General features: G+C 44.4%; 15 protein-coding genes. 14 read left to right on the top strand and 1 reads right to left on the bottom strand.

Translation table 11 applies throughout. The features are described 5' to 3' along the window. Positions 1–73 precede the first annotated feature (73 nt). A complete protein-coding gene (locus ACFP56_RS09705; protein WP_379233807.1) occupies positions 74–571 on the top strand; it encodes a CYTH domain-containing protein in 498 nt (165 codons plus the stop codon). A 24-nt stretch (positions 572–595) separates the two neighbouring features. After that, a complete protein-coding gene (locus tag ACFP56_RS09700) occupies positions 596–1,585 on the top strand; it encodes a Gfo/Idh/MocA family protein (RefSeq protein ID WP_379233805.1) in 990 nt (329 codons plus the stop codon). 163 nt (positions 1,586–1,748) lie between these two features. On the opposite strand, the gene ACFP56_RS09695 is transcribed toward ACFP56_RS09700, so the two are convergent. Beyond that, entirely contained in the window at positions 1,749–2,699 is a 951-nt protein-coding gene (locus ACFP56_RS09695) for an aldo/keto reductase (protein WP_379233803.1), read from the bottom strand. A 132-nt stretch (positions 2,700–2,831) separates the two neighbouring features. Here ACFP56_RS09695 and ACFP56_RS09690 point away from each other — a divergent pair, with 132 nt between their 5' ends. The 12 genes from ACFP56_RS09690 to ACFP56_RS09635 all read left to right on the top strand — a co-directional run bounded on the left by ACFP56_RS09690 (position 2,832) and on the right by ACFP56_RS09635 (position 24,945). Further along, a complete protein-coding gene (locus ACFP56_RS09690; protein WP_379233801.1) occupies positions 2,832–3,821 on the top strand; it encodes a lipoate--protein ligase in 990 nt (329 codons plus the stop codon). Between the two features lie 155 nt (positions 3,822–3,976). Continuing rightward, entirely contained in the window at positions 3,977–5,710 is a 1,734-nt protein-coding gene (locus ACFP56_RS09685; RefSeq protein WP_379233799.1) for a methyl-accepting chemotaxis protein, read from the top strand. Between the two features lie 118 nt (positions 5,711–5,828). After that, on the top strand, positions 5,829–7,064 hold the full coding sequence (locus ACFP56_RS09680; RefSeq protein ID WP_379234655.1) for an aminopeptidase: 1,236 nt from the start codon (positions 5,829–5,831) through the stop codon (positions 7,062–7,064). 182 nt (positions 7,065–7,246) lie between these two features. Continuing rightward, complete coding sequence (locus tag ACFP56_RS09675; protein WP_379233797.1) at positions 7,247–8,275, top strand: fatty acid desaturase; 1,029 nt, start codon at positions 7,247–7,249, stop codon at positions 8,273–8,275. 147 nt (positions 8,276–8,422) lie between these two features. Further along, the gene (locus ACFP56_RS09670; RefSeq protein ID WP_379233795.1) at positions 8,423–9,559 is read left to right on the top strand and encodes a sensor histidine kinase; all 1,137 of its coding nucleotides are present in this window, start codon (positions 8,423–8,425) and stop codon (positions 9,557–9,559) included. Continuing rightward, positions 9,556–10,158, top strand: a complete 603-nt coding sequence (locus ACFP56_RS09665; protein ID WP_379233793.1) for a response regulator — start codon at positions 9,556–9,558, stop codon at positions 10,156–10,158. Before ACFP56_RS09670 ends, ACFP56_RS09665 begins: the two co-directional genes overlap by 4 nt. Before the next feature lie 896 nt (positions 10,159–11,054). Then, complete coding sequence (locus tag ACFP56_RS09660) at positions 11,055–12,911, top strand: cache domain-containing sensor histidine kinase (protein ID WP_379233791.1); 1,857 nt, start codon at positions 11,055–11,057, stop codon at positions 12,909–12,911. A gap of 5 nt (positions 12,912–12,916) precedes the next feature. Then, positions 12,917–14,281: a response regulator transcription factor gene (locus ACFP56_RS09655; RefSeq protein ID WP_379233788.1), complete on the top strand. Its 1,365-nt coding sequence runs from the start codon at positions 12,917–12,919 to the stop codon at positions 14,279–14,281. Between the two features lie 91 nt (positions 14,282–14,372). After that, the gene (locus ACFP56_RS09650; RefSeq protein WP_379233786.1) at positions 14,373–15,308 is read left to right on the top strand and encodes a carbohydrate ABC transporter permease; all 936 of its coding nucleotides are present in this window, start codon (positions 14,373–14,375) and stop codon (positions 15,306–15,308) included. Then, complete coding sequence (locus ACFP56_RS09645; RefSeq protein ID WP_379233784.1) at positions 15,305–16,174, top strand: carbohydrate ABC transporter permease; 870 nt, start codon at positions 15,305–15,307, stop codon at positions 16,172–16,174. Before ACFP56_RS09650 ends, ACFP56_RS09645 begins: the two co-directional genes overlap by 4 nt. A gap of 120 nt (positions 16,175–16,294) precedes the next feature. Next, positions 16,295–17,746 (top strand): ABC transporter substrate-binding protein, encoded by a 1,452-nt coding sequence (locus ACFP56_RS09640; RefSeq protein ID WP_379233782.1) that lies wholly within the window; start codon positions 16,295–16,297, stop codon positions 17,744–17,746. A 251-nt stretch (positions 17,747–17,997) separates the two neighbouring features. Then, positions 17,998–24,945, top strand: coding sequence for an S-layer homology domain-containing protein (locus ACFP56_RS09635; RefSeq protein ID WP_379233780.1), 6,948 nt, complete (start codon positions 17,998–18,000; stop codon positions 24,943–24,945). Positions 24,946–25,125 lie beyond the last annotated feature (180 nt).

The following is a 25,125-nucleotide window of genomic DNA, read 5'->3' as shown; positions in this document are numbered from 1 at the left end:
AGCTAACACTTGCACAACATCTTATATTCTGATAGCTTGTAGAAAGGAATTGAACGAGTGGAGGCATACGATCATGGCATTGGAAATTGAACGGAAGTATTTATTGAAGGTTTCACCGCAGCAGTTGATCGAGGAAGGCACAATTTCACTGAAATCTGAGCAGCGTATTGAACAGACCTATATCGCGATGGACACAGATCAGGAATTGCGAGTACGTCGCATTCAGGACTTGGCAACTGGCGAATATGAATATACACATACATTTAAAAATGGTGTTGGTCTCGCACGAGAAGAAGTGGAGTACAGCATTACAAAGGTGATCTACGACCAGGTAGTAGAGGCATTTGGCTACATTCCTCTAACGAAAAATCGTTTAACGGCTGCTTACGGTGAGATGATAGTTGAAATTGATATCTATGATCAAGTCGATTTTATTGTCGTTGAAGTGGAGTTTTCCACTATGGAGGAAGCGGATTCCTTTGTACCGCCAAGCTGGTTTGGAGAAGAAATAAGCTTCAACAAAACTTACAGCAATAAAGCAGTTTGGAAGCAGCTGCAAAAACAGCAATAGCTTGAGCTTCAGGAGGGAATATCTATGGTATCGTTTGGGATGATCGGAACAAACTTCATTAGTGATCGTTTTATAGCAGCAGGCTCTATGCTGACCAATTTTAAAGTGGCTGCAATCTGCTCGCGCTCTATGGAAACAGCGCAGGCATTTGCTGAGAAGCATCATATTCCGCATTGCTATACGAACGTTGAGGAGATGCTGGATAGCGGGCTTATTCATGCCTTATACGTGGCATCGCCGACCAATCTGCACGCCTATTATGCCAAGCTGGCGCTCGCTAGAGGCATTCATGTGCTATGTGAAAAGCCAGTAACGTCGAATGCGCGTGAGCTGGATGAATTGATTGAACTTGCCAAGTCAAACAAGGTCTTATTTATGGAAGCGATGAAGTCGACTACGCTGCCTGCATTTAGACAGGCTGCTCAGCATATCCAAGAGATTGGTGCTGTAAGACGATACTTTGCAAGCTTTTGCCAATACTCTTCAAGATATGATGCATACAAGCAAGGAACGGTGCTAAATGCGTTTAAACCAGAATTTTCGAATGGCGCATTAATGGATATCGGGGTTTACTGCATCTATCCGGCGGTGATGCTGTTTGGCAAGCCTAAGCATATTGCTGCCTCTGCAACGATGCTGGAATCAGGTGTAGATGGACAAGGCAGCATCGTGTTAAGCTACGATGGATTTGATGCTGTGATTCAATATTCAAAAATCAGCAATTCTTATTTGCCAATGGAAATTCAAGGTGAGGAAGGGGCGTTAATTCTCAACCGAGTTAGTGATCCAAGCGAGATCACCTTAAAGCTGCGCTCTGGCGATTCGCGTGATCTATCTCTTCCGACAATTCAGCATGATATGTATTATGAAATCGAGCATTTTGTTTCTCTAATTGAAGAGAACAAAACAGAATCGCCGATTAATTCTTATCAGAATTCTCGTCTAACGATGGAAATAATGGATGAGGTTCGCAAACAAATTGGTCTAGTATATCCAGCAGATTTGCAAAAGTAGTGTGCTGCTAAGGACTGAATTCAGGAGACGACTAGGTAAGCTCCGGAAAAATCGCGAGGGAGTAAGCGAAGAAGAGGGATGTGATGCTGTCCACTGATATAGTGGATACATGCACATCCCTCTTCCTGTTTCTTAGAACGGCTTACCCGTTCCAATCTAACGACTAAATTCGGTACATCGCAAAAGGCTCTTTTGCTTTGAACGCAGCACTTATTTGATCGAGTCTACTTAACGTAGGCTCATCAAGCTTCAAGTCCAGTGCCTGCATATTTTGCTCAAGCTGAGAGACACGTGTTGCACCTACGATTACACTGCTTACGACTGGCTGATGCAGCAGCCATGCAATCGACAAGGCATGTGGCGTTGTGTTCAGCTCATTAGCCAGCTCTGCAACCTGCTTGCTGAGGGTAAGAGCTTCGTCAGTTAAAAATCGATTAAAGTTAGGATCGGTTTCTGCGCGAGAGCCTTGAGGGACGCCTTGAGCATACTTGCCAGTCAGAATACCGCCTGCAAGCGGAAAGTATGGAATGATGCCTATGCCTTGATCCAGGCATAGTGGAATAAGCTCACGCTCTGGCGTGCGATCGGCTAACGAATAGCTCGTTTGATGGGAGATGTAGCTGCTTATGCCGAGCTCCTTGCTGATGCCTAAAGCCTTCATGAGCTCCCACGCGTAATAGTTGGAGCAGCCGATATAGCGCACCTTGCCAGCGCTCATAAAATGCTCTAGACAGCGAAGCGTTTCATCAAGCGGAGTTTCAGGATCAAAGGTATGGATTTGGAAGAGATCCACATGATCCGTTTGCAGTCGCTTGAGGCTTGCATCAAGCTGCTGCGTTAGATGACGGCGAGAGGAGCCTTTATCGTACACGCCCTGACCAGCAGGCAGACCTGCTTTTGTCGTCAGAATCACCTGCTCACGCTTGCCCTTAAGAGCTTCACCGATAATCGTTTCTGATTGTGTTCCCGCATAGATATTGGCCGTATCGATAAAGGTTACCCCTTGCTCAATAGCGGCATGAATAATGGAGATGGATGTTTCTCGATCGGCACGCTTGCCGAAAGCGTTCGTGCCAAGTCCAATAGCTGAGAGCTTTAATCCGCTGTTTCCCAATCGACGATATTGCGTATGATCAACCTCCTGTTTAATGTATGATTAGCTTATTATGGCATGATGAAGCATAGTTGAAAAGCACGTTTCAAAAAGGGTATAATTTCTAAATTAACTGTAAAGGGAGGGTAACATATGTTATTTGTAAGCAATGAACAGCATCATGATCCAGCGGTTAACCTTGCGCTGGAGGAATATATATTCAGACAGCTGCCAGAAAACAATTATTTGTTATTCTATATTAACGAGCCCTCAATTATTATCGGCAAAAATCAAAACACGGTCGAGGAAATAAATGCGGAATACGTCAAGCAACAAGGTATTCACGTTGTACGCCGAATGAGTGGCGGCGGTGCAGTATACCACGATCTGGGCAATCTAAATTTTAGCTTTATTATGAAGGACGATGGGTCTTCTTTTCATAATTTCAAAAAATTCACCGAGCCTGTTGTTGCAGCACTTAAGGAATTAGGTGTGGAAGCAGAGCTTAGCGGACGCAATGACATTCAGGTTGGCGAACGCAAAATTTCGGGAAATGCACAATTTCATTCTCGCGGCAAAATTATTAGCCACGGTACATTATTGTTTAACTCTGAAATGGATAATGTATCAAGCGCCTTAAAGGTCAATGCGGAGAAGTATGTCTCAAAATCTACGAAGTCAGTACGAAGTCGAGTTGCAAACATTACAGAGTTTTTGAAAGAGCCAATGACAATCGAGCAGTTTAGAGTGAAGATTTTGCATTCGATTTTCGCAGGTCTTGATGAAATTCCAACGTACAAGCTAACAGATGAAGATTGGAAGAAGGTCTATCAGCTTGCTGATGAGCGCTATCGCAGCTGGGAGTGGAACTACGGTCGTTCTCCAGAGTTTAATATGCAGCAGCGCAAACGAATCGAAGGTGCGGGAACATTTGACGTTAGGCTTAATGTTCAAGATGGTATTATTAAGGAGGCGGCAATCTACGGTGATTTCTTCGGCAGAGGTGATCGCAATGAAGTTGCTGAGGAGCTTGTAGGCGCACGTTATGATGAACAGGCTTTGCGAGAGCTTTCAAGCAGCATTGATCTTGCTTATTATTTTGGTCCGATAACGCTGGAGGACTGGATGAATTTATTGATGTAACGTTGCATGCTGGATAACAGCACTAAAAGACGGAGCTTTGGACCCTAGTAGCCAAGCTCAGTCTTTTTTATTTCATAGCAGCAAGTTATAACAAAATCCAACATTACATGATATAATGCGGGAATAACTACATAGGACTTTAGGAGGAGTTGGATTTGACATTGTTTAAGAGCCTGCAATCACGGATGATCTTGTTTTTGTCGGTTATTTTACTTATTAGTGGTTTAATTATGGGGTATTCGACTTACTCTTCCTCACAGCAAGTTGTCATTGATGCTATTGGCAATCAAGCTAAGGGTATTGCTTTAGCCGCTGCCAGTGAAGTAGAGCCTGCACGGTATGAAGAACTTCGATCCAATTTGCAAATGAACGACTATTACAGTGAACTGCAAGTTAAACTTAATCAAATCAAACAAAGCAATGGACTAAAATATCTATACACGATGAGCTTGAACAATGACGGGAATTATTATTACGTAGTGGACGGGAGCTCAATGGATATCCATGATGAGAATTTCTCTGCGATTGGCGAGGTTGAGGAGGATGTCGATGAGCATTTGATGCTTGCGTTCTCCACCAAGCAATCACAGCTTGGCGCTCTCGATTACAGCGAAGCATATGGGGCTACTGTTTCGGCATACGAACCGATTCTGAATGATGCAGGAGAAGTAATCGGGATTATTGGTGCTGACTTCGATGCGACGCTTATATATACGCTGCTGGCAGACAATCGCAGTAAAACGATTGTCATTGTTGCTGTGACCGTTTTGTTATCTATTCTATTCGTTTATTTGTTGACCACCTGGATGCTGAAGCCATTGCGCTCGCTCTTGAAAACGATAAAGCGTGTGCAGGAAGGAGACCTTACGGTTCAACTTAACGGCAAGGGGAGCGAAGAAATTACCGCTCTCACTCATGCTTTTGGAGCAATGACCACTGAGCTGCGATCAACATTAGCCAAACTTTCCGCAAGTCAGCTCGTGTTAAAGCAATCCATTACGACGTTATCGGGTAATATTGCTGTTACAGACAGCTTGGGTGAGCAGTTAACGAGACATATTGAGCTCGCAGATAAGCAATTTAACGTGCAGCATCAGGCAACAAGCGAAACAACAAAAGCGATGAGGGAGGCTTCCGTCGGTATGGATCATGTGACGGAGACTTCTCAGCGTATGCTGAAGTCAGCCAGTGAAGCTGCTATGCTATCTGCATCAGGCAACGCCTCCATGAGTGACCTCGCCAAACAAATGGAAACGATACAGCACTCATCCGTTAGAGTAATGGACGATCTCGCTGCATTGCAAAGCTTCTCGCAAAATATACAAGATATTGTTGTCCTGATCAAGAGCATTGCCGCGCAAACGAGCATGCTTGCACTTAATGCATCAATAGAAGCAGCTCGTGCCGGAGAGCAAGGAAAGGGCTTCAGTGTCGTTGCGCAAGAGGTACGCAAGCTTGCAGATCAATCCGATACTGCAGCAAACGAGGTTGAGCAGTTGATAGGTGAAATGCTCGGACTAACCGAACAAGCGAATGAAGCGTCTCGTCACAGTACAGAGGAAGTAGCTACGGGCGTAACTACTGTTTCAACAGCAGCAGATATTTTCACACAAATTAGAAATGAAATCGTCGCTGTCGAGCAGCAGTCCCAACAGTTATCGGTTACTTCCTCTCAAATTCGCACAAGTCTTCATAATTTGGATGAGCTAACAGAGCAAGCGGCGGGGCTGTCTGAGGAATCGATTGCAGCAACAAAGGATATTAAGCAAAATGTACAGACGCAACAAACTTCTGTGCAGCAAATGAAGGAAATGGTAGCTCAGCTAAGCGAGCAGGCTGCGGAGCTGGAGGATTTGTTAACTCGGTTCAAGCTGAACAAAGACGAATAAGCGGACAAGTAGGAACAAAGATGTGTTCTGCTGCTGACGATGCTATAATAGAGCTGGTAGTTACTGATCATACTAACAGAGCAGGTATTGATCTGAGTTTAAAGGAGATGTACATATGTTGAAAAATTGGAAAGAACAGCTTCAAAGCTATGCAAAGCTAATCGTGCAGGTTGGAGTAAATGTTCAGCAAGGACAGCCAGTTTTTATTACAGGTGCAGTAGATCAGGCAGAGCTTGTACGTTTGATTGCTGAGGAATCCTACGAAGCAGGAGCAAGCAATGTTCACGTGGATTGGATCGATGATCGCTTATCCAGATTAAAATACACAAAGGCTGCAGATGAAGTATTTCAGGATTTCCCGGATTGGGAGGCAGCCAAGCGCAAGGACTTTATTGATAAAAATGCAGCGTTTATTTCGCTCGTATCTTCAAGCCCTGATTTGCTTCAAGGCATTGATTCCAGTCGTATTGCCGCATTCCAAAAAGCGTCTGGCTCTAAGCTGGTAGAATTTAGACGCGCAATCCAATCTGATAAAGTAAGCTGGACCGTTGTGGCCGCAGCAGGAATAGATTGGGCGAAGAAGGTATTCCCGAATGCCTCTAGCGAGGAAGAAGCTGTATCACAGTTGTGGGAAGCTATTTTCAAGGCGGTTCGTCTCGATGCAGCTGATCCAGTTGAAGCTTGGAAGCAGCACAATATTACGCTTCATGAGAAAGCTGTAGCGCTTAACAATTATCGCTTCAAGAAGCTGCATTACCGTGCGCCTGGTACTGATCTTACAATCGAGCTGGATGAAAGACACGTATGGGTCTCAGCAGGCAGCGAAAATGCGCAAGGTCATGTATTTATGGCGAATATGCCAACAGAGGAAGTATTCACTGTTCCGTTCCGTGATGGTACGAACGGCTATGTTTCAAGTACAAAACCGTTAAGCTATGGCGGTAATGTCATTGATGAATTCAAAATTACGTTCGAGAATGGACGAATTGTTCAATATGAAGCGAAGCAAGGCGAAGAATTTCTTGCGAGGCTGGTGGAGATAGATGAAGGCTCGCATTATTTGGGCGAGGTGGCGCTTGTACCTCATCGTTCGCCAATTTCTCAGTCTGGCGTACTGTTTTTCAACACGTTGTTTGATGAGAATGCATCAAACCACTTGGCTATCGGCAGCGGTTATGCCTTCAATATTGAAGGCGGCAAAACGATGTCGCCAGCAGAGCTTGCCAAGCATGGCGTGAATGAAAGCATCACTCACAACGATTTCATGATTGGCTCAGCGGAGATGGATATCGACGGAATTCAGGCGGATGGCACAGTTATCCCTGTATTCCGCAAGGGAGAATGGGTAATCTAAGGGAAACAAGATCCATATATAATATCAATATGGTAGTTAAAGGGAGACAATATGACAACTGTCATGTTGTCTCCCTTACGTTTATGACTTACGCCAATACTTGGTTATTGGGTACAATAAAGACAATACTTTCGTTGTAGCTGCAATGCATTGGCAGCCTCGAACTTTAAGGGAGAGAATATATGAACGATCCTAGACAGCAACAGCTTAGAAAAAGCATGAATAAATTCGAAAAAACATCACTCACAAAAAGTATTCAACAATTATGTAATACATTCATTCCATTAGTTGGACTTTGGGTAGCAGCTTATTTTAGCTTATCCGTGTCCTACTGGCTCACATTGCCACTGGCAATTGCAGCCGGCATGTTCGTAGTTCGCACGTTTATCATCTTTCACGATTGCTGCCACGGCTCATTTTTCAAAAGCAAGCGTGCAAATGATATTGTAGGTATCATTACAGGCGTACTGACACATGTACCTTATCTGCAATGGAAAAACGAGCACGCCATTCACCATGCAACAAGCAGCAATCTGGATAAACGCGGAGTTGGCGATCTATGGATTATGACCGTTGAGGAGTATGAAGAGGCTTCTCTTTTCGAAAAAATCCAATATCGTTTATACCGCAATCCGTTTGTTATGTTTGTGCTTGGGCCATTCTTTGTATTTGCGTTCCAGTACCGTTTTAATCGTAAGGGCGCACGTCGCAAGGAAAAGCTTAACACGTACCTGATGAATGTGCTTATTGTAGCGATGTATGCGATTCTCATTCTGCTTGTTGGCTGGGAGGCTGTGTTGCTTATACAGCTGCCGTCCTTCTACGTAGCTGGAGCACTTGGCATTTGGCTGTTTTATGTACAGCATCAATTTGAAGACTCTTATTTTGAGCATGACGAAGAATGGAGCTATGTAAACGCAGCTGTAGAAGGAAGCTCTTACTACCGTTTGCCTAAACTGCTGCAATGGCTAACAGGAAACATCGGCTTTCATCATGTTCACCATCTTAGTCCGAAGGTTCCGAACTATCTTCTTGAGCAGGCGCATAACGAAACACCGCCGCTTCATAAGGCAACAACGATCGGAATTAAAGAAAGTCTGCATTCGCTAAAGCTAGCATTATGGGATGAACAGACAAGACGCTTTGTCAGCTTCAAGGAAGGCAAAAGTCTTGCATTAAGGAAACGCTATCCGATTAACGAAGCCAGCTAATTGATACGTGCGGCCCTGATGTCTATGACATTGGGGTCTTTTAGATGGCATGGCCTTGCTTTTGCTGAACGGAAAAAAGGAATAGATGAGCCCTTCAGAGTCGGACTATGATACACTTATAGTAAATTGAAAGCAAGGAGCGTTGCAATGGATAAGTGGTATCAAACGTTTCACAAAGGAACAGGCTTATCACCGTATATATGGCTCGTATTTTGCATACTGCCGTTTTATTTTATATTTGGAAAATCTTCGACCGTTGAAGTAGTGACAGGAACGATATTAATTATTGCCTTCTTTGTTTGTTATTTGTTAGCATTTCTGTCCAGAGGCTGGCCTGTATACGTATGGACGAGTGGACAAATAATCGTCTCAATGGTGATGACCGTCGTCTTTAGCTACGTATATTTTTCCATATTTCTCGCTTTTTTTATCGGGAATATTAAAAATAAAGCAGGCTTCTACACGCTATATATTATACATCTCATTACGACCTTCGTTACGGTAAACTATGGTCTGGCCACACAAAAACAAATTTTTTTCACACAATTTCCGTTCATATTGATCTGCCTTGTCGTTGTAATACTGCTGCCGTTTAATACTTATAATCAGAAAAAGCAGGATCAGCTTGAAGGAGAACTTGAGCACGCAAACAAACGTATAGCTGAGCTTGTCAAGCTTGAGGAGAGACAGCGGATATCTCGTGATTTGCATGATACGGTAGGGCAGAAGCTGTCCCTAATTGGTCTTAAGAGCGATCTTGCAGGAAAGCTTCTGCATAAGGATCTGGATAAAGCGGAAAAGGAAATTAAGGATATAAGACAAACAGCACGAACTGCCTTGAAGGAGGTTCGTGATCTCGTAACAAAAATGCGAGGAACGAGCTTGGAGGACGAGGTCAACAATGTACGTCAGATGCTTTCAGCTGCTCAGATTGAACTGGAGCTGGAAGGTGATCCTCGGCTGCAGTCTACAGCATTGCTAGCTGAAAATGTACTCTGCATGTGCATGAAGGAGGCTGTTACGAACATTGTGAAGCATAGCCAGGCTACACGCTGTCGTATAGCGATCGAAGTAAGTGCGGATGAAGTAAGCCTTCTTATTGAAGATAATGGAATTGGTATAGAAGACGCGATGGAAAGAAGCAGTGGTAATGGACTGCGAGGCATGAAAGAGCGTCTTGAATTTGTAAATGGAAAACTCACTATTACTGGGGACCCCGGTACAAGCCTTATTATTTCTGTACCTCATGCGGTTCGCCAGCCAATGAAGGAGTCGATCACATGATTAATATTGTCATTGCAGAGGATCAACGTATGCTGCTCGGCGCACTGGCTTCACTGATTGATTTGGAAGATGATATGCAGGTTGTTGGCAAGGCGTCAAATGGCGAAGAGGCACTCCAGCTAGTAGCAGAACATAAGCCGGATATATGTATTATGGACATCGAGATGCCAATTAAAAGTGGACTGGAAGCGGCTGAAGAATTGAAAGGAAGCTCCTGCAAGGTCATTATTTTAACGACATTTGCACGAGCTGGATATTTTGAACGCGCAATGAAAGCAGGGGTATGTGGTTATCTGCTTAAGGATAGTCCATCTGAAGAACTCGCCACTTCTATCCGCAGCGTCATGGAAGGGAAACGCATCTATGATTCGGAGCTGATGGATGAGGCATACAGCGGGGGAGACAATCCGCTAACAGAGCGTGAGCAAGAGGTGTTAGGGCTTGTTGCAGACGGCAAAAACACAAAGGAGATCGCAAGCGAGCTGTTTTTGTCTACGGGAACTGTGCGCAACTATATCTCAACGATTTTGGAGAAGCTTGGTGTTAGCAATCGGATTGAGGCGATAACGCGGTTCAAAGAAAAAGGCTGGTTCAAGTGAGAGAGAGGTAGTTTAAAAAGCACGACTTTGATGACGATGTCGGGCTTCGTAGTGGAATCGACGGCGAATCTTGAACGCTAGCGAAAACTTCTGTGCTCACGTAGTAAGTACCTACGCTGCGCTCCTCGTTTTCTACTAACGTCCAAGCTTCTTGGTCCTGAAAGCCGAGCATTTTAAACCTTTATTGAAAGAGGTAGTTTAAAAAGCACGACTTTGATGACGATGGTAAGCTTCGCAGCTGATTCGACGGCGAATCTTGAACGCTAGCGAAAACTTCTGTGCTCACGTAGTAAGTACCTACGCTGCGCTCCTCGTTTTCTACTAACGTCCAAGCTTCTTGGTCCTGAAAGCCGAGCATTTTAAACCTTTATTGAAAGTGGATGTTTAAAAAGCACGACTTTGATGACGATGGTAAGCTTCGCAGCTGATTCGACGGCGAATATGGTCCTGAAAGCCGAGCTTTTTAAACCTCTATTGAAAGTGGTACACGACTTCGATGAGGGGTGTTTAGATTGTCAGTAGTCACTGATGCTCTAAACACCCCTTTTATGCTAGTGATTGCATGCTGGGCTTATCACCAATTGTGCCGCTCACTTATTTTGTAAGCGCATTCAATCTTGTGCTAACAGCATTCCTGCGAGGATAATCATTGCTGAAGCTACAAAGCAAAATTTTGTTATATCTGTTTTTATGCGTATCGAGTATATCATACTGCTTGGTGATCAAGGTAACCGTAGAACACGTACTTAAAGTATGTGCATTTCTACGCTGCTTCGTAAAAAAATTGAAGCAAAGGCATAGAAACAGCTACACTGCTCTGATTGTTTTTTTGATATATTTCAGATATAGAATATCGGTCAATGATGCTCGTTCATTTTACCGCAAGGAGAGACATTATGCGCTTATTTCAAATCAATCCGTTAACTAAAATGAATATGAAGCAGCAATTGATCTTGTTGTTTCTATTAATGGTCAGCCCGATATTGCTTCTGCACTGGTATGGTAACTATGAAGCGGAAAAGCTGCTGAAAAATCATGTTACAAATGCATATGTCGAGTTAATCAAGCAGAATCATACCCTTATCCATCGCGATATCGATACCGTCACCAAAATTACCTCAACGATTATTCAAAATCCAATTACACAGCGAATGACTGCTAATTCAAGTGACAGTGTTATTGATCGCGTGCGCAAATATGATAATCTGAATCGCTTGCTTGCCAGCTATTCTACTCCGCTTAATGGCGGAGAAGCGGTTTATTACTGGCTATATATTTATGATCCGAATGAAGATTATTTTTTTGTGCCCAAGCAGCAATTTCAGCAGTACGGTGTACGTTTTTTTAACGATAGCAATAAGCCGCAGTGGTATGATCAGGCAGTTAGCAAGCGCGGTAGCGGCTATATGGATATTTTGCCCTTTAGTGTGGGCTATTCAGATTTCGATACATTAGCCTATATTCGTGCAGTCGGCAATGTCAGCAACGGCAATCAATTTTTAGGTGTGCTCGTTGCGATCAAGATGGACATTAAGCTAGCGGAATCACTGCAGTCCGTTTCTTTGCCGCAAGGCTCAATTTATTATGTTGATGCCAACAATCGCATACTTAGCTCGACCATTGCTCAGCGAATTGGCGATCAGCTTGTTGTGCCGCAGCAATTGCTGGAGCGTCAGAAGCTGCAAACGACTACAAATCCTGATGAGAGCTATGGCGCAAGCGAGCTTATTACTGCCAATTCCATCTACATCATGAGCCAGTATGAACAATCAGGACATCGGCTAATTTATGAGATTCCGATTCAGTCCTTGCTCAAGCAGCAAAATGAGTTAAAACGCATTATTCAAATTATTACCGTTGTCTATATGCTGTTTGGCTGCATCATCCTGCTTTACTACTGGCGTTCATTAATGCAACCGTTGCAAAAGCTAGCTTATTTTGTTCGCACGTATGAGCCGGGCAAGCTTGTACCGGAAACACCAGCGAAGCGCCGCAATGATGAAGTAGGCGTGCTGATGGCTGCGCTTTATGACATGGCGCGCAGGCTGAATGGTCTCATTCACTATAAGTATCGAATGGATATTAAAGCGAAGGAATCGCAGTTACAGCTGCTTTATCAGCAAATCAATCCGCATTTACTATATAACACACTTGAGAGCATTTATTGGAAGAGCAAGCTGGAAGGCAGCGAGGAAACTTCAGAAATGATTAAAGAGCTGTCCAAATTAATGAAGATCGGGCTTAGTCGTGGCAGAGAGCTAATCTCGCTTGAAGAGGAGTTGGAGCATGCCAAGGCATATGTCCATTTACAGCAGAAGCGTTACGCCTATGAGTTTCACGTCAGGTGGAATATTTCCGAAGCGGCGAAGCACATACAGATTCCGAAGATTACACTCCAGCCGCTCATTGAGAATGCGATCATTCATGGAGTAAAGCAAATGGGCGAGGATGGAGAAATTTATGTATCGGCTGAATTGGAAAGCAAACGGGTCACGATTAGAGTGGAGGATAACGGCTATAAACCGATTGATATTGCCGGTATTGAGCAATTGTTGTACGAGCAAGATCCGAACCCTCAGCTTGGCTACGGCATTCGCAATATTCATCAACGCATTCAACTGCATTTTGGCAATATGTATGGCTTGCGCTATCGTCAGCGTAAAGGCGGAGGAACGGCTGCTATTATTATGTTACCTGCTACTTATGAGCAAGCTGTCCAAAGACAAGAACATAAGGATGAGTTGAAAGGATGATCAAGATGTACAATTTATTAATTGTGGATGATGAGCCGCTAATTTGTCAGGGATTAAGTAGCCTGCTAACTGCCTCCGGTATTAGCATTGATTATATTTATACGGCGCATAGTGGCTACGAAGCGCTTGATTATTTGCGAATGGAGCAGATTGATCTGCTCATTACAGATATTCAGATGGGCTCGATGAGCGGCATTGAATTGATGCAGCAAGCTAAAATTATAAAGCCGTGGGTGCAGGTTATCGTCATATCAGCCCATGAAACGTTCCAATATGCACAGCAGGCTATGCGGCTCGGTGCGAAGGACTATATCATTAAGCCGCTTAACAGCGAGCAGTTGCTTGCCTCTATCCGTCATGTATTGCTGCATATGGATAAGTCGGAGCATGCACATGAGCAGATGCTGTCGCAGCTAGGGAATAATGAGCATTTTCGTATGCAGGCTCCTCTGCCCGAACGTGATCAACTGCTCGGGCGATTGGAGCAAGCCGACCCAAAAGCGCAATCCGTCATCATAGCTGAGCTTGCAAACCGTTACCATACAATCGTTAGCGGACCGTATGTTTCCGTACTTAAGCTGAAGCTGAACAGCATTAGCAAAACGAATCAAGAACAGGATGGGAAGGGAGCGGGACGCTCCTATACAGCACAGGAGGAGCGTCTGCTTCGCTATGCTGCGCTTAACATTGCATCAGAGCTGCTTGATCAGCATTGGAATTATTGTATCTACGAGGAAGGCGAGCAGCGTATTACCATTTTGGTGCAATGGAGTGAGCAGCAGTACGGTGATTCCAGTGTAGATAAAATTAACCAGTTGGAAATGCTTGGTCGAAGCTTACAGCATAATATCGAAAAGTATTTAGGCTTATCTTCAGTTGTAGGCATCAGCCAAATATTTAAAGGGCTGGAATTTATGAACGAAGCATACGCTCAGGCAGAAAAAGCGCTGGCGTGGAGTCGCAGATTTCAAGATCATTATGTATTTTACTTCGGCGATTTCAAGTGGGATATATACGGAGGAAGCGAGCCTGATGAAGCGGAGATTGCCGCACAAAACAACATGATCGTTGAGCGCTGTCGTGCTTATATCGACCAAAACTATGGACAAAAAGGGCTTACTTTAAACGAAATCGCTCAAAAAAATCACGTCAGCCCTAACTATTTAAGCTATCTGTTCAAGAAGATAAGCGGCTACAATCTATGGGAATATGTCGTTAAGCTGCGAATGGAGGAAAGTAAGCGCTTGCTTCTGCAAACGGATATGCGGCGTTATGAAATCGCCGAGCAGGTCGGTTATGAATCGCCAGAGCATTTCAGCAAAATTTTCAAAAAGTATTATGGGTTGAGCCCTTCGGAAATGAAGAAGTAATATTGCCTACCATTGTCATAGATTCGCACCTCGTTTTGCAGTTCCCAATTATTTAAAATAGTTACATCTATTGAAGGAATGAGGGGACTGCATGATGGAATCAATTGAAGCAGAGAAATTAACGAAATCAAATCTCAATAAATCGCAGAAGAAGCGGTTATTTAATGGGAAGGGTTATTTATGGGGGCTCCTTTTTGTACTTCCCGCTCTTATTATATTTGGGTTGTTTTTGTGGCTTCCCATATTTAAGGGCGTGCTGAATAGCTTTTACGACGTTGACTTTGTTAAAGGCAATTCTTTTGTTGGTTTAGCCAATTATAAGACGATATTTGCCGATCCAAATGTGCTCATATCTATTAAAAATACGCTTTATTACATGGCGCTTGCGCTCGTAATCGGCTTTTGGGTACCGATTCTCTTTGCACTATGCATCTCGGAGATGCGCAGGTTTCAAGGCATTGCACGCGTAGCGGCGTATTTGCCCTATGTCGTTCCGTTCGTCGTGCTATATGGTGTGTGGCGATGGCTTTATGACCCTGTCGGGCCACTTAATGCAGTGCTGAAAGCAATCGGCATTGGACAAATCAACTTTATGGTTGACCGCAACTGGTCGATGATTTCAATCGTGATTATGGAAACGTGGCAAAGCTTTGGCTCGGCGCTGCTCATTTATTTGGCAGCGATATTAAGTGTTCCGCGCGATTGGTATGAAGCAGCAGAAATCGATGGAGCGGGCATATGGCATCGTGTGCGGTATATTACATTGCCTGCGATTCGCAATCAAATTATGCTCCTACTTATGCTCCAGCTTATTGCTACCTCACAAGGCTTTCAAACACAGTATGCGATGCTTGATGGGGGGCCGAATAACGCAACGCTTACTTATGCTTTGCTTATTATACGATATGCCTTCGTTAGACAAGATTACGGTGTTGCTTCAGCGTTAGGCGTGCTCATGTTTTTAGCACTGAGTATTTTAGCGATTATGCAATATCGTATGAATAACAAAGGAGGCGTTCAGTCATGAAGCAGCACGAACGAGGGATTATGTCCACCTATGATTTTCAAAAGCCCGCAACAAAATGGGGCTACTATTTGATGAATGTGCTAGTACTGGTTATGATGTGCTGCATGGTGTATCCGATTTTAATATCATTGCTTAACGGCTTGAAGCTGACCGCGGAGGTTAATTCATTTCCACCAACCTTTTTTCCACGCGAGTGGCATTTTGAAAACTATATTACGGCATGGAATTATATCGATTTGCCTTACTATTTTAGAAATACGATGTTTATATTTTTCGGTAATATGGTAGTAACTATTGTTGTGCTTGGACTTGCTGCATATGCGTTGTCCAAGATGAAGGTACCATTCAAAACAGGAATCTATTATTATTTTTTAATTACGCTGTTTATTCCAGCGACAACCTATATGATACCGAACTTCATTAATTTGAAGGATCTTGGCTTGATGGGCTCATTCGCAGCACTTTGGCTGCCAGCAGGGGCAAACGCTTTTTTCCTACTACTTCTAAAAACCTTTATTGATGGTATACATGTTGAAATTTTCGAGTCTGCGCGAATAGATGGTGCGTCTGAGGTCCGCTCGTTTTTCCAAATCGCCTTTCCATTATCTATTCCTATATTTGCAACGCTATCGATCTTTATATTTTCTACCGCATGGAATGACTGGTTTTGGCCGAGCTTTATATTAAGTCAGGAAAATAAACCTTTGTCGGTTGCTATTAAAGATTTCGTGCTGAATGCACGTCGCCTGGATATGAATATTAAATTTGCGATTCTGACTATCGTGATGCTTCCACCTATTGTTATTTTCCTGTTTTTCCAAAAGTTTATTTTAAGAGGGCTGCATATGGGAGGCGTTAAAGGGTAAAGGGGAGCAGCGGATCATAGATTTGCACACGATCAACATAATGATACACATCGTACTGCCATAATCCAACGCTTATGATTAGTTTGTAAGTTAAAATTATGAAGAAAAGGGGAAAAATTCATGCGTAAATTTTCAATTATTTTAACTGCTCTGCTAGCCTTCACATTAATTGCTTCAGCGTGCAGCAATGGCAACAGTGGCAATGGCGGAAGTAAGGGGAATAACGGGGGAAACAATAATGGCGGTACGAACACGGAAAATACGAGTGAGCCGCCTGCACAAGAAGACATCACTCAGATAAAGGCAACGATTAGCATTTATTATCCGACGCCAGACCTGGTTGAGGCACGTGCGCTGGAGGATGACAAGATCAGACGCTTTAACGAGGTATTTCCTAATGTTGAAGTAGTAAAAAGCGATTGGCAGTACAACCCGAATGAAATTGGAATTAAGATGGCTGCCAACGAAGCACCTACACTTTTTAACACATATGCAACAGAAGGCAAGTTTTTAGCGGAAAAGGGCTGGGCTGCCGATATTACAGAAATGTTCAACAGCTATGAGTTTAAGGACCAAATGAATCCTATCCTGCAAGATTTATTCACCATTGATGGTAAAATATACGGGATCGCACAGCGCGGCTATCCGACAGGCGTAGTTGTGAACAAAAAGTTGCTTGAGGATAAAAATGTTGAACTCCCACCATTCAACTGGACTTGGGAACAAATGCTGCAAACCGCTCAAGCAGTATCTGAGCCGAATGCCGGTATTTCTGGTATAGCACCAATGGGTAAAGGCAACGAGGCAGGCTGGAACTGGACCAACTTCCTATTTACAGCAGGTGGAGATATTCAAGAGGTTAATGATGGTAAAGTAACGGCAATCTTCAATTCTGAAGCTGGATTGAAAGCGCTAAAATACTACCACAGGCTGAAGTGGGAGGCAAATGCAATTCCACAGGATTGGGCGCTTGGCTGGGGCGATGCAGTTGGAGCATTTGCTCAAGGCAGAACATCAATGGTTATCGCTGGCCCAGATGGTCCAGTTGATCAAGCGCTGAATCAAGGTGGGCTTAATCCAGAAGATATTCTCGTATATCCAATACCCGCTTATGAGCAAGGTGGCAAGCATTACGGCGTGCTAGGCGGAGACTTCCTCGTTATTAATCCGAATGCAACGCAAGATGAACAAAAAATCGCTTTCTATTATGCAACCTTTGATTACTTCTCTGATAATGGACTAGAATCACTGGAGCGCAACATTCAAGAACGTGTAAACGATAATAAATATTTTGTGCCAGCGGTACTGAACTATTATAAAGCGGATTCTGAATATGGTCAGAAGGAAACAGAGCTGTTCAACAAATACGACAATGTATATCAATATGCTCAAGAAACACTGGAACTAATTGATGGCAAGCCAGAATCTCAATATAACACTCAAGATTTCTATGGAACGATGACGAATGTGATCCAAGAGGTGTTCTCTAGCGAAAATGTAAATATGCAGGATCAGTTGAATGTTGCAGAGCAGTTCGTACAAGAGAAGTTTTACGATACAATCGAGCCATAGATTATACTGAAAGGATACAATAGCTCATTTCAGATAGGGCAAGGTGGTCTAAATGTAGAGGCTTATCTACAAGGACATCCTTGCCCTGTTTTTTTAGAAAACGCATAAACGTAGTGTGATTTCACGAAGGTGAGCTTTGCAAATTAAGCTATTCAGTAAAAACGCACATACTCCTCTTAGTAATGCGAATTATGCGTACCAGGTACTTGTCATATAATGAGGCTAGCTCACAGAACAGGGAGGTTTGGAGGATGTTAAAGTCAAAAATAAGAAGGTCCATATCACTGCTGATGGCGGTCGTATTATTGCTGTCGACGTTTGCGGTGGGAAGCAGTAGTAGGGGGAATGTAGCATCAGCAGCATCAGTGCCCGTATCGGCTGAAGTGTCAGAGTCAGCATCTGCAGACGAGTTTGTACGCATTAAAAATAAGTGGACAAGCCATTATTTGTATGAAGATGAAAGCGGTATCATCAGATATGGCTTTCCGGCAACGACTGATACTAGCTCACATTGGGCAATTGAAGCTGGAACAAGTGACCATAGTTATACGACGATTCGCAACAAAGCAACAGGAAGATACATAACAATGGCGAATGTTGAAGCGCGCAGCAGTATGCTTACGTCGGCGGAAGTAGCCGATATTAATGCAGCATGGATCATTGAGCCAGCAGTTAACCGTGAAGGGCAATTCACCATTCGAAGCGCAAAGCTTGCAGGGGAAAGCTATTTTATTCATGAGGAAGATCAGCTAGGATACGCGCAGGTGAGCGGTGATATCGGTGCGGATTGGGAAAGTCCGCAATGGTCATTCGAGCCAGCCCCGAGCACTCAGGCGGTGCGCATTTACAACAAGTATCGTCAAGCCTATATCTATGAGGTGATAGAGGATGGCGAGGATCAAGGGAAAATCGAGTACGGTCAAACTCCTTATTCCGATGCAGCGTCTCATTGGTATGTAGATGAAGTTGTAGCAGCTGATGATGAAGGCTCGGGAGTTAAAATAATCGAGCTTCGCAACGCACTTACAGGCAATGTTATTACACAAGGCACGCTTTGGGCACACATTGCAGCGAAGCCGCAGACAACAAGCACAAAAAGCCACTGGATTATGGCTGCGGCTCCGAACGAAGGCTACATTACTTTTACCAATGTGTATGCAGCTGAAGGTGGAGAAGACGCGCCAGATGAAATTCCACAAGGCACTTATGTGCTCAATACACAGTTTGAGGATACGTTTGTTCGTTCCAATGATTGGTCGAATGTCAACAACGATAATGCCCAATGGCGTATAGAAATCGTTCCGGCTGTCCAGCCCGTCAGATTGGTCAATTATAGTGACATTAGTGATGAGAATAGCAAAATCTATCTATTTGAAGAACAAGGATTAGTAAAGTATGGAGCGCTGGATGCAGATAGCGCTGCCTACCAATGGGTGCTTGAGGATTATAACGGCAACAAAAGAATCCGCAATTTATCGTCGGGTCGCTATATTTCATCTGAGCATATTAAAGAATCTAATGATCCGCTCGAAGTTCTCCATGAAGACGGCAGTTCAGGACAATGGAAGCTGAACGAATCCGATTTGTACGATAATTTTGTCAGCATTGAAAGTGTCTCGAAGGCTGGACAATTTATTCATGTAGCCGACCAGATCGGCTATGCACAGGCGGGGACGGTGCAACCAACTGACCATGATGCTCAGTGGTATTTGGAAGATCCGACGGCAAGTGCTGACGGCGAGCCGCAAATTGTGCAGATTCGCAATGTGTGGAACAGCATGTATTTATATGAAGATGACAATCATGTGCTGAAATACGGCAATGCACGGCCTGGCGATCAACGAGCGGAATGGATAATAACAAGGTATAACGGCCGCAATTTGATTCAAAATCACGCAACTGGTCATTATTTGAATATCCTGCATCAGACGACAGGTCAGCTTCCGCTGTCGAGCTTGAATATTGCAGAACTAACCGAGGCTGAGCTGCAGCATGTACTATGGCGCATCAAGGACAATGGTGGCGGGAAGAACATATGGAGCTCACGGGATCTAAACAACGTTCCAGGAGAGCAGGTTTATATTAATGTGCAAAATTTAACGAAATATGCGGAGTATAGCGCAGTGAACCCTAATTGGGGCAGTCCGAAATGGCAGTTTGTCAGTGTAACGGATAATGCGATGCAATATAAACGCATCCGAAGCAAGTCAACAAATGAGTATTTATATGAAGAAGACGGTATTGTGAAATACGGAGTGCCTGCTGAGACTGACTTCAACTCACATTGGTATATCGAAGAAGCGGGCGGCAGCAAGGTGATTCGTAATCGTGTTACAGGACATTACATATCCATGCAACCGGCTGGTTCAGACGAATCGGAAATTGAAAATACTGACTTGCCTGTTCGCAGTATCGAGGTGGAAGCTGCATGGGCCAGTCACAAGTGGATAGTAGAGGAAGAAGGGGAATTTGTAGCGTTTAAGAACGGTTGGACGAACGACCATTACTTAACAATAAGAGATGAGCTCGACTATTTGCAGCGTATTCGTTCAGCGGAGCTTGCATCAACGGGAGCAGAGGAAAGCATTTGGTTTGCATTTGAAAATGCGCCAAACATGTCCCAGTACGTTCGAATTAAGAACAAAGGTACAGATGATTATTGGTACGAGCAGGATAAGCAATTGAAATACGGAGATGTAGATATTGCAGATTCTCGCACGCATTGGTTCCTTGAAGATGCTGGAGATGGAGCCCAATATGTGCGCAATCGGGCAACTGGTCATTATATTAATATTGAATTTATGGATAGAGACCATTCTGAATCGGCGATCAGCGTCGAGCATTTTGAGATGGAATGGGGTTCAGCTAGCCCGAAATGGATAGTCGAAGCCGCTGATACGCCTGGACATATACAGTTCAGAAATGTCTGGAATGATTGGCGCTACCTGTCAACGAAGGACAAGCTTGGTCACGTGCAGCAGGTGGAACATGCTGAGGCTGAAGATGATCGAATTCAATTTGTTATGGAAGGTGTTCCAGCGGGACAATTGCTACTGCCAACAGAAGCCATTCGTATTAAAAATGTTGCCAATGATCAATATTTGCTACAAACGCCACAAAATATTGTCGCGTATGGCGAGCCAGCATTAGATAATGGCTATTCACACTGGACGATTGAAAGCATCGATGGTGTGCAGCGGGTAAGAAATCTAGCGACTGGCATGTATATTTCGCTTACACCAGACTATCGCTATGTAGAAATGACTGTCGACGGCAGCACAGAGAAGTCCAACTGGATTGTTGAAGGCGCTCCGATAGGTGATGCTTACATGATCCGAAGCAATTTGCCTGGTTATCAGGATGAGTATTTGAATACAAATTCCGCGCTCGGGTATCCAGAGCGAGGGCTTCAGTTGATTTCAGATCAAAGTCTGCACTGGATATTTGAAGCTGCGCCAGCGGAAGCCGTTACACCGCCGCAGAATGATGATAATGCAGCTAATGCGGTAACAGCGATATGGGATGATTCAAACTTTGTCCGCATTGTAAACAAGTCCTCAGGAGAACTGCTGCTGGAGCAAGGGGGAAAGCTGGTATCGTCAAGTGCAGCGTCTCACCTGGATGAAGCACGAGCACAGTGGCTGATACAGGATTATAACGGCCATAAACTGCTGAAAAATAGGGCGAGCGGTCAATTGCTCAATGCGTCAGATGACGGGATATCGTTAGCAGAGTTTTCTAATCGTCCAATTGAGCTTGGCGCACAGTGGAAGCTTCAACCTATTCTTGGCTATCAAAAGTTTGAAAGTGTGTTGAAGAGCGGACAATGGCTGCGGCAAGAAGGCGATCACATTCACTATGGAGCTGCTGGAGACGATGCTTCGGAGTGGACGCTTGATCCCGTAGCAGGCACTGTACGTTATGAGGCTGAGAAGGCATTTGCTTCGGGAGGAGCGACGGTAATATCTGGTGGAGCGGCTGCTGAAGCTGGTTTAGCGACTGGTTTTACCGAGACTGGGGCGCGTATTATTATGGCGGTGAATGGTCAAGCGGATGAAGAATACGAGGGAGCGATTCGTTTCCGTAATCCTGCTGCAGCTGCACAAACACTTACATTGAAGGTAAATGGCTTGAGCTTAGGTCAGCTTGAATTTGCAGCAACTGGACAAGGCGCATGGCAGGAGGTTGAAGTGATGCTGCCGCTTCGAACGGGCTACAATTCAGTATCACTAGAGAGGACTGCTGCCGACACAGGAACAGGACAGATTGAAATAGACGCTGTTGTTGTGCAAAATAATATCAATTTAGCATATCGTGGTGCTACATTGCCTTATATAACGTATGAAGCAGAGCATATGGCGACAAATGGCACACCTATTGGTCCATCACGCGTTTATTTGGATGTTGCATCTGAAGCGTCAGGACGACAGGCAGTGAAGCTGGATCAGACGGGTCATTATGTTGAGTTTCAAGCTGCGCAGGAAGCCAATTCGATTGTAGTGCGCTATTCGATTCCAGATGCGCCGACAGGTGGCGGAATAGAGTCAACGATTGGCGTGTATGTAGATGGAGAGTTCCGAACGGAGCTCAATCTTAATTCAGCCTATGCTTGGGTATATGGCAACTATCCATGGTCGAATGATCCGAAGCAAGGAAGTGCCCATCGTTTCTTCGATGATGCTCATGCGCTTGTAGGAGATATCCCGGCTGGTTCTACAGTTAGGCTGGAAGTACGGGAAGCTGATAATGCAGAATATTATATTATTGATTTAATCGATTTGGAAATGGTAGCACCTGCTTTAGAGATGCCGGACGGCTTCTTGTCGATTACTGATTTTGGTGCAATAGCGAATGATGGATTAGATGATACGGCAGCACTAAGATCAGCGATGGAAGCAGCAAAAGCGGAAGATAAAGGAGTTTGGATTCCGGCAGGAACATTTGAAGTGGGCGATGGCTTGCTTATATTGGACGATATAACCATTCGCGGTGCGGGTAAATGGTATACAAAGCTGAATGAGGCAAAGTTTTTCGGCAATGGCAGCAATATTGGTATATATGATCTAATGATCGATGGCAAAATTAGTGTGCGCGATGACGAAGCGCAGACAAATGGCTTTGAAGGAGCTTTTGGTTCTGGCTCTACGGTGCAGCATGTATGGATTGAGCATACGAAGACAGGATTTTGGCTTACACGTCCTATAAACAAAGGCGGCTACACATTCAATACCGAGCTGTCTACTAATGAGTTCTATATTGCAGGCTCGCGTATTCGCAATGTGATGGCAGATGGCATCAACTTTTCCGTCAATACGAAAAATAGCATGGCAGAGCATATGAATATTCGTTATCCGGGTGATGACGGTATGGCGATGTGGTCTTTCCTTGAAAATGTGCCAACTGATTTTACTGAAAACAATACGTATCGTTTTAATACAGTGCAGCTGCCATGGCTTGCCAACAACATTATCGTGTTCGGTGGGAAAAATCATAAGATTCAAGACAATATTGTAATGGATACAGTAGCGCACGGAGCAGGCATCTCTGTATCGACTAAATTTACGCCGACACCATATGAAGGAACGATTTTGGTAGAACGAAACACGTTAATCCGTACTGGAAGCGATGATGCAGGTGCGGGCTACAGCACAGGCGCAATTTGGATTTATGCATATGATCGCGATATCGATACTGAAGTGAACATTCGCCACAATACGGCGCTTGACAGCACTTATTATGGGTTGTCTATTGGAGGCGCAAGAACACTGGGATCATTCGATTCTCAGCGTGCCAAAGTAACGGTGGAGGATATGGTAATCGACGGAGCTGGACTTACTGGTGTTCAGATCAGTTCGACGATTAAAGGAGCTATTAACTTCAAAAATGTTGTTATTCGCAATACGAAATTGGGCAACATTCATAACGCCGCTGGAACCAACTTTACGATTCATGATCTTGCTGAAGAGCAAGAGCCTAATAATCCGCGCCCTGGAAATCCAGGCATCCCACAGGAAGACGATTCAGATGAAGTTTCGCCGCGTCCGGGGAGTGCTGAGGATAATGATAAGAGACTCGGAGAAGGTCCAACTAAGCAGAATACAATTGAACTTTCTGCCGATGCACAAGGCAGCGCAGAGCTATCGCTAGCGGCGTTGCTGGCTGCGGCAAAGCAATATCCGAACGGAGCTGTGGCGGTTAGCAGCAATAAAGCAAGCTATGTACTGCCACTTGCCCTAGCCGAGGCGATTAAGCAATATGCTGGGAAAGAAGGCGCTGCGGAAGGTGAAAGTGATGGTACGTTAGTTATAAAGGTTAGCGCTGTGTCCGAGCAGCTTCGCGGTGAGATTGCGGGTCATGCATTAGCTGCTGGATTGAAAGTGACAGGTGATCCCGTACATTTCCAACTGTTGCTGAAGCAAGGCAATAGCCAACTGGCGCTGACTAACTTTGGAAGGACATATATGCAGCATGTGATGACAATTGAAGGCAAGCTTGACTCGAAGCTTTCTACAGTCATGAGCTATGATCCTGCTGCGAAAAAATTGTTCTATGCACCTGCGCGATTTACTATTCATGGAGACGAAACAACAGTGACGGTTATGAGTCCGAGCAACGGTATTTTTGTCGTGGTGCAGGGAATGAAGACATTCTCGGATAGCAGCAATCATTGGGCGCGTGAAAGTATCGAGCTGCTCGCTACGAAACGAATCGTATTTGGCAAGTCTGAGGATCGTTTCGCACCTCAGCATTCGATTACTCGTGCAGAATTCGCTGCATTACTCGTTCGCTCGCTCGGCCTGAAAGATGGCGGCAACACCAAGCACTTTAGCGATATTCAGCCTTCGGACTGGTTTTATGGCGATGTTTCGATTGCCGCACAGTACGGTCTTGTATTAGGCTTAGGTGATGGACGATTCCAACCAAATGATTCGATTACGCGAGAACAAATGGCGGTGATGGCTGCGAATGCATTAGCAATAAGCGGATCAGTGGAAGGAGCTGCTGCGGTATTCCACGATCAGGATGACATTAGTCCATGGGCAAGAAGCGCTGTTGAGCATATGGTTAACCAAGGTATTATGAACGGCAAGCAGTCGCTGCACTTTGCGCCTAAAGATGAGGCGACTCGTGCCGAAGCAGTCATTGTACTAATGCGCATGCTTCGGTCGATGGAGCTGCTGGATGAGATCAACGAATAGTCTTCGGGTTGATAGACGAATAGTTAGTAGGCACAGTTGGACAAATGATCGTCAGACGGCAATGGCTAGCCGATAAAACGGACGAACAACAAACGGATGACGATTCGGATACTGTAACAAGAAAACCCCAAGAATGTCACTACGACATTCTTGGGGTTTTCAATAGACAACATACACAAA

Source organism: Paenibacillus septentrionalis, from assembly GCF_042659865.1.
GTDB lineage: Bacteria > Bacillota > Bacilli > Paenibacillales > Paenibacillaceae > Pristimantibacillus > Pristimantibacillus septentrionalis.
This window is presented reverse-complemented; position numbering and strand designations above follow the sequence as displayed.

Coding starts and splice junctions, on each gene's coding strand:
- ACFP56_RS09705 (WP_379233807.1), top strand. CDS start 74: ATGGCATTGGAAATTGAACGGAAGTATTTATTGAAGGTTTCACCGCAG.
- ACFP56_RS09700 (WP_379233805.1), top strand. CDS start 596: ATGGTATCGTTTGGGATGATCGGAACAAACTTCATTAGTGATCGTTTT.
- ACFP56_RS09690 (WP_379233801.1), top strand. CDS start 2,832: ATGTTATTTGTAAGCAATGAACAGCATCATGATCCAGCGGTTAACCTT.
- ACFP56_RS09675 (WP_379233797.1), top strand. CDS start 7,247: ATGAACGATCCTAGACAGCAACAGCTTAGAAAAAGCATGAATAAATTC.
- ACFP56_RS09670 (WP_379233795.1), top strand. CDS start 8,423: ATGGATAAGTGGTATCAAACGTTTCACAAAGGAACAGGCTTATCACCG.
- ACFP56_RS09665 (WP_379233793.1), top strand. CDS start 9,556: ATGATTAATATTGTCATTGCAGAGGATCAACGTATGCTGCTCGGCGCA.
- ACFP56_RS09660 (WP_379233791.1), top strand. CDS start 11,055: ATGCGCTTATTTCAAATCAATCCGTTAACTAAAATGAATATGAAGCAG.
- ACFP56_RS09655 (WP_379233788.1), top strand. CDS start 12,917: ATGTACAATTTATTAATTGTGGATGATGAGCCGCTAATTTGTCAGGGA.
- ACFP56_RS09650 (WP_379233786.1), top strand. CDS start 14,373: ATGATGGAATCAATTGAAGCAGAGAAATTAACGAAATCAAATCTCAAT.
- ACFP56_RS09645 (WP_379233784.1), top strand. CDS start 15,305: ATGAAGCAGCACGAACGAGGGATTATGTCCACCTATGATTTTCAAAAG.
- ACFP56_RS09640 (WP_379233782.1), top strand. CDS start 16,295: ATGCGTAAATTTTCAATTATTTTAACTGCTCTGCTAGCCTTCACATTA.
- ACFP56_RS09635 (WP_379233780.1), top strand. CDS start 17,998: ATGTTAAAGTCAAAAATAAGAAGGTCCATATCACTGCTGATGGCGGTC.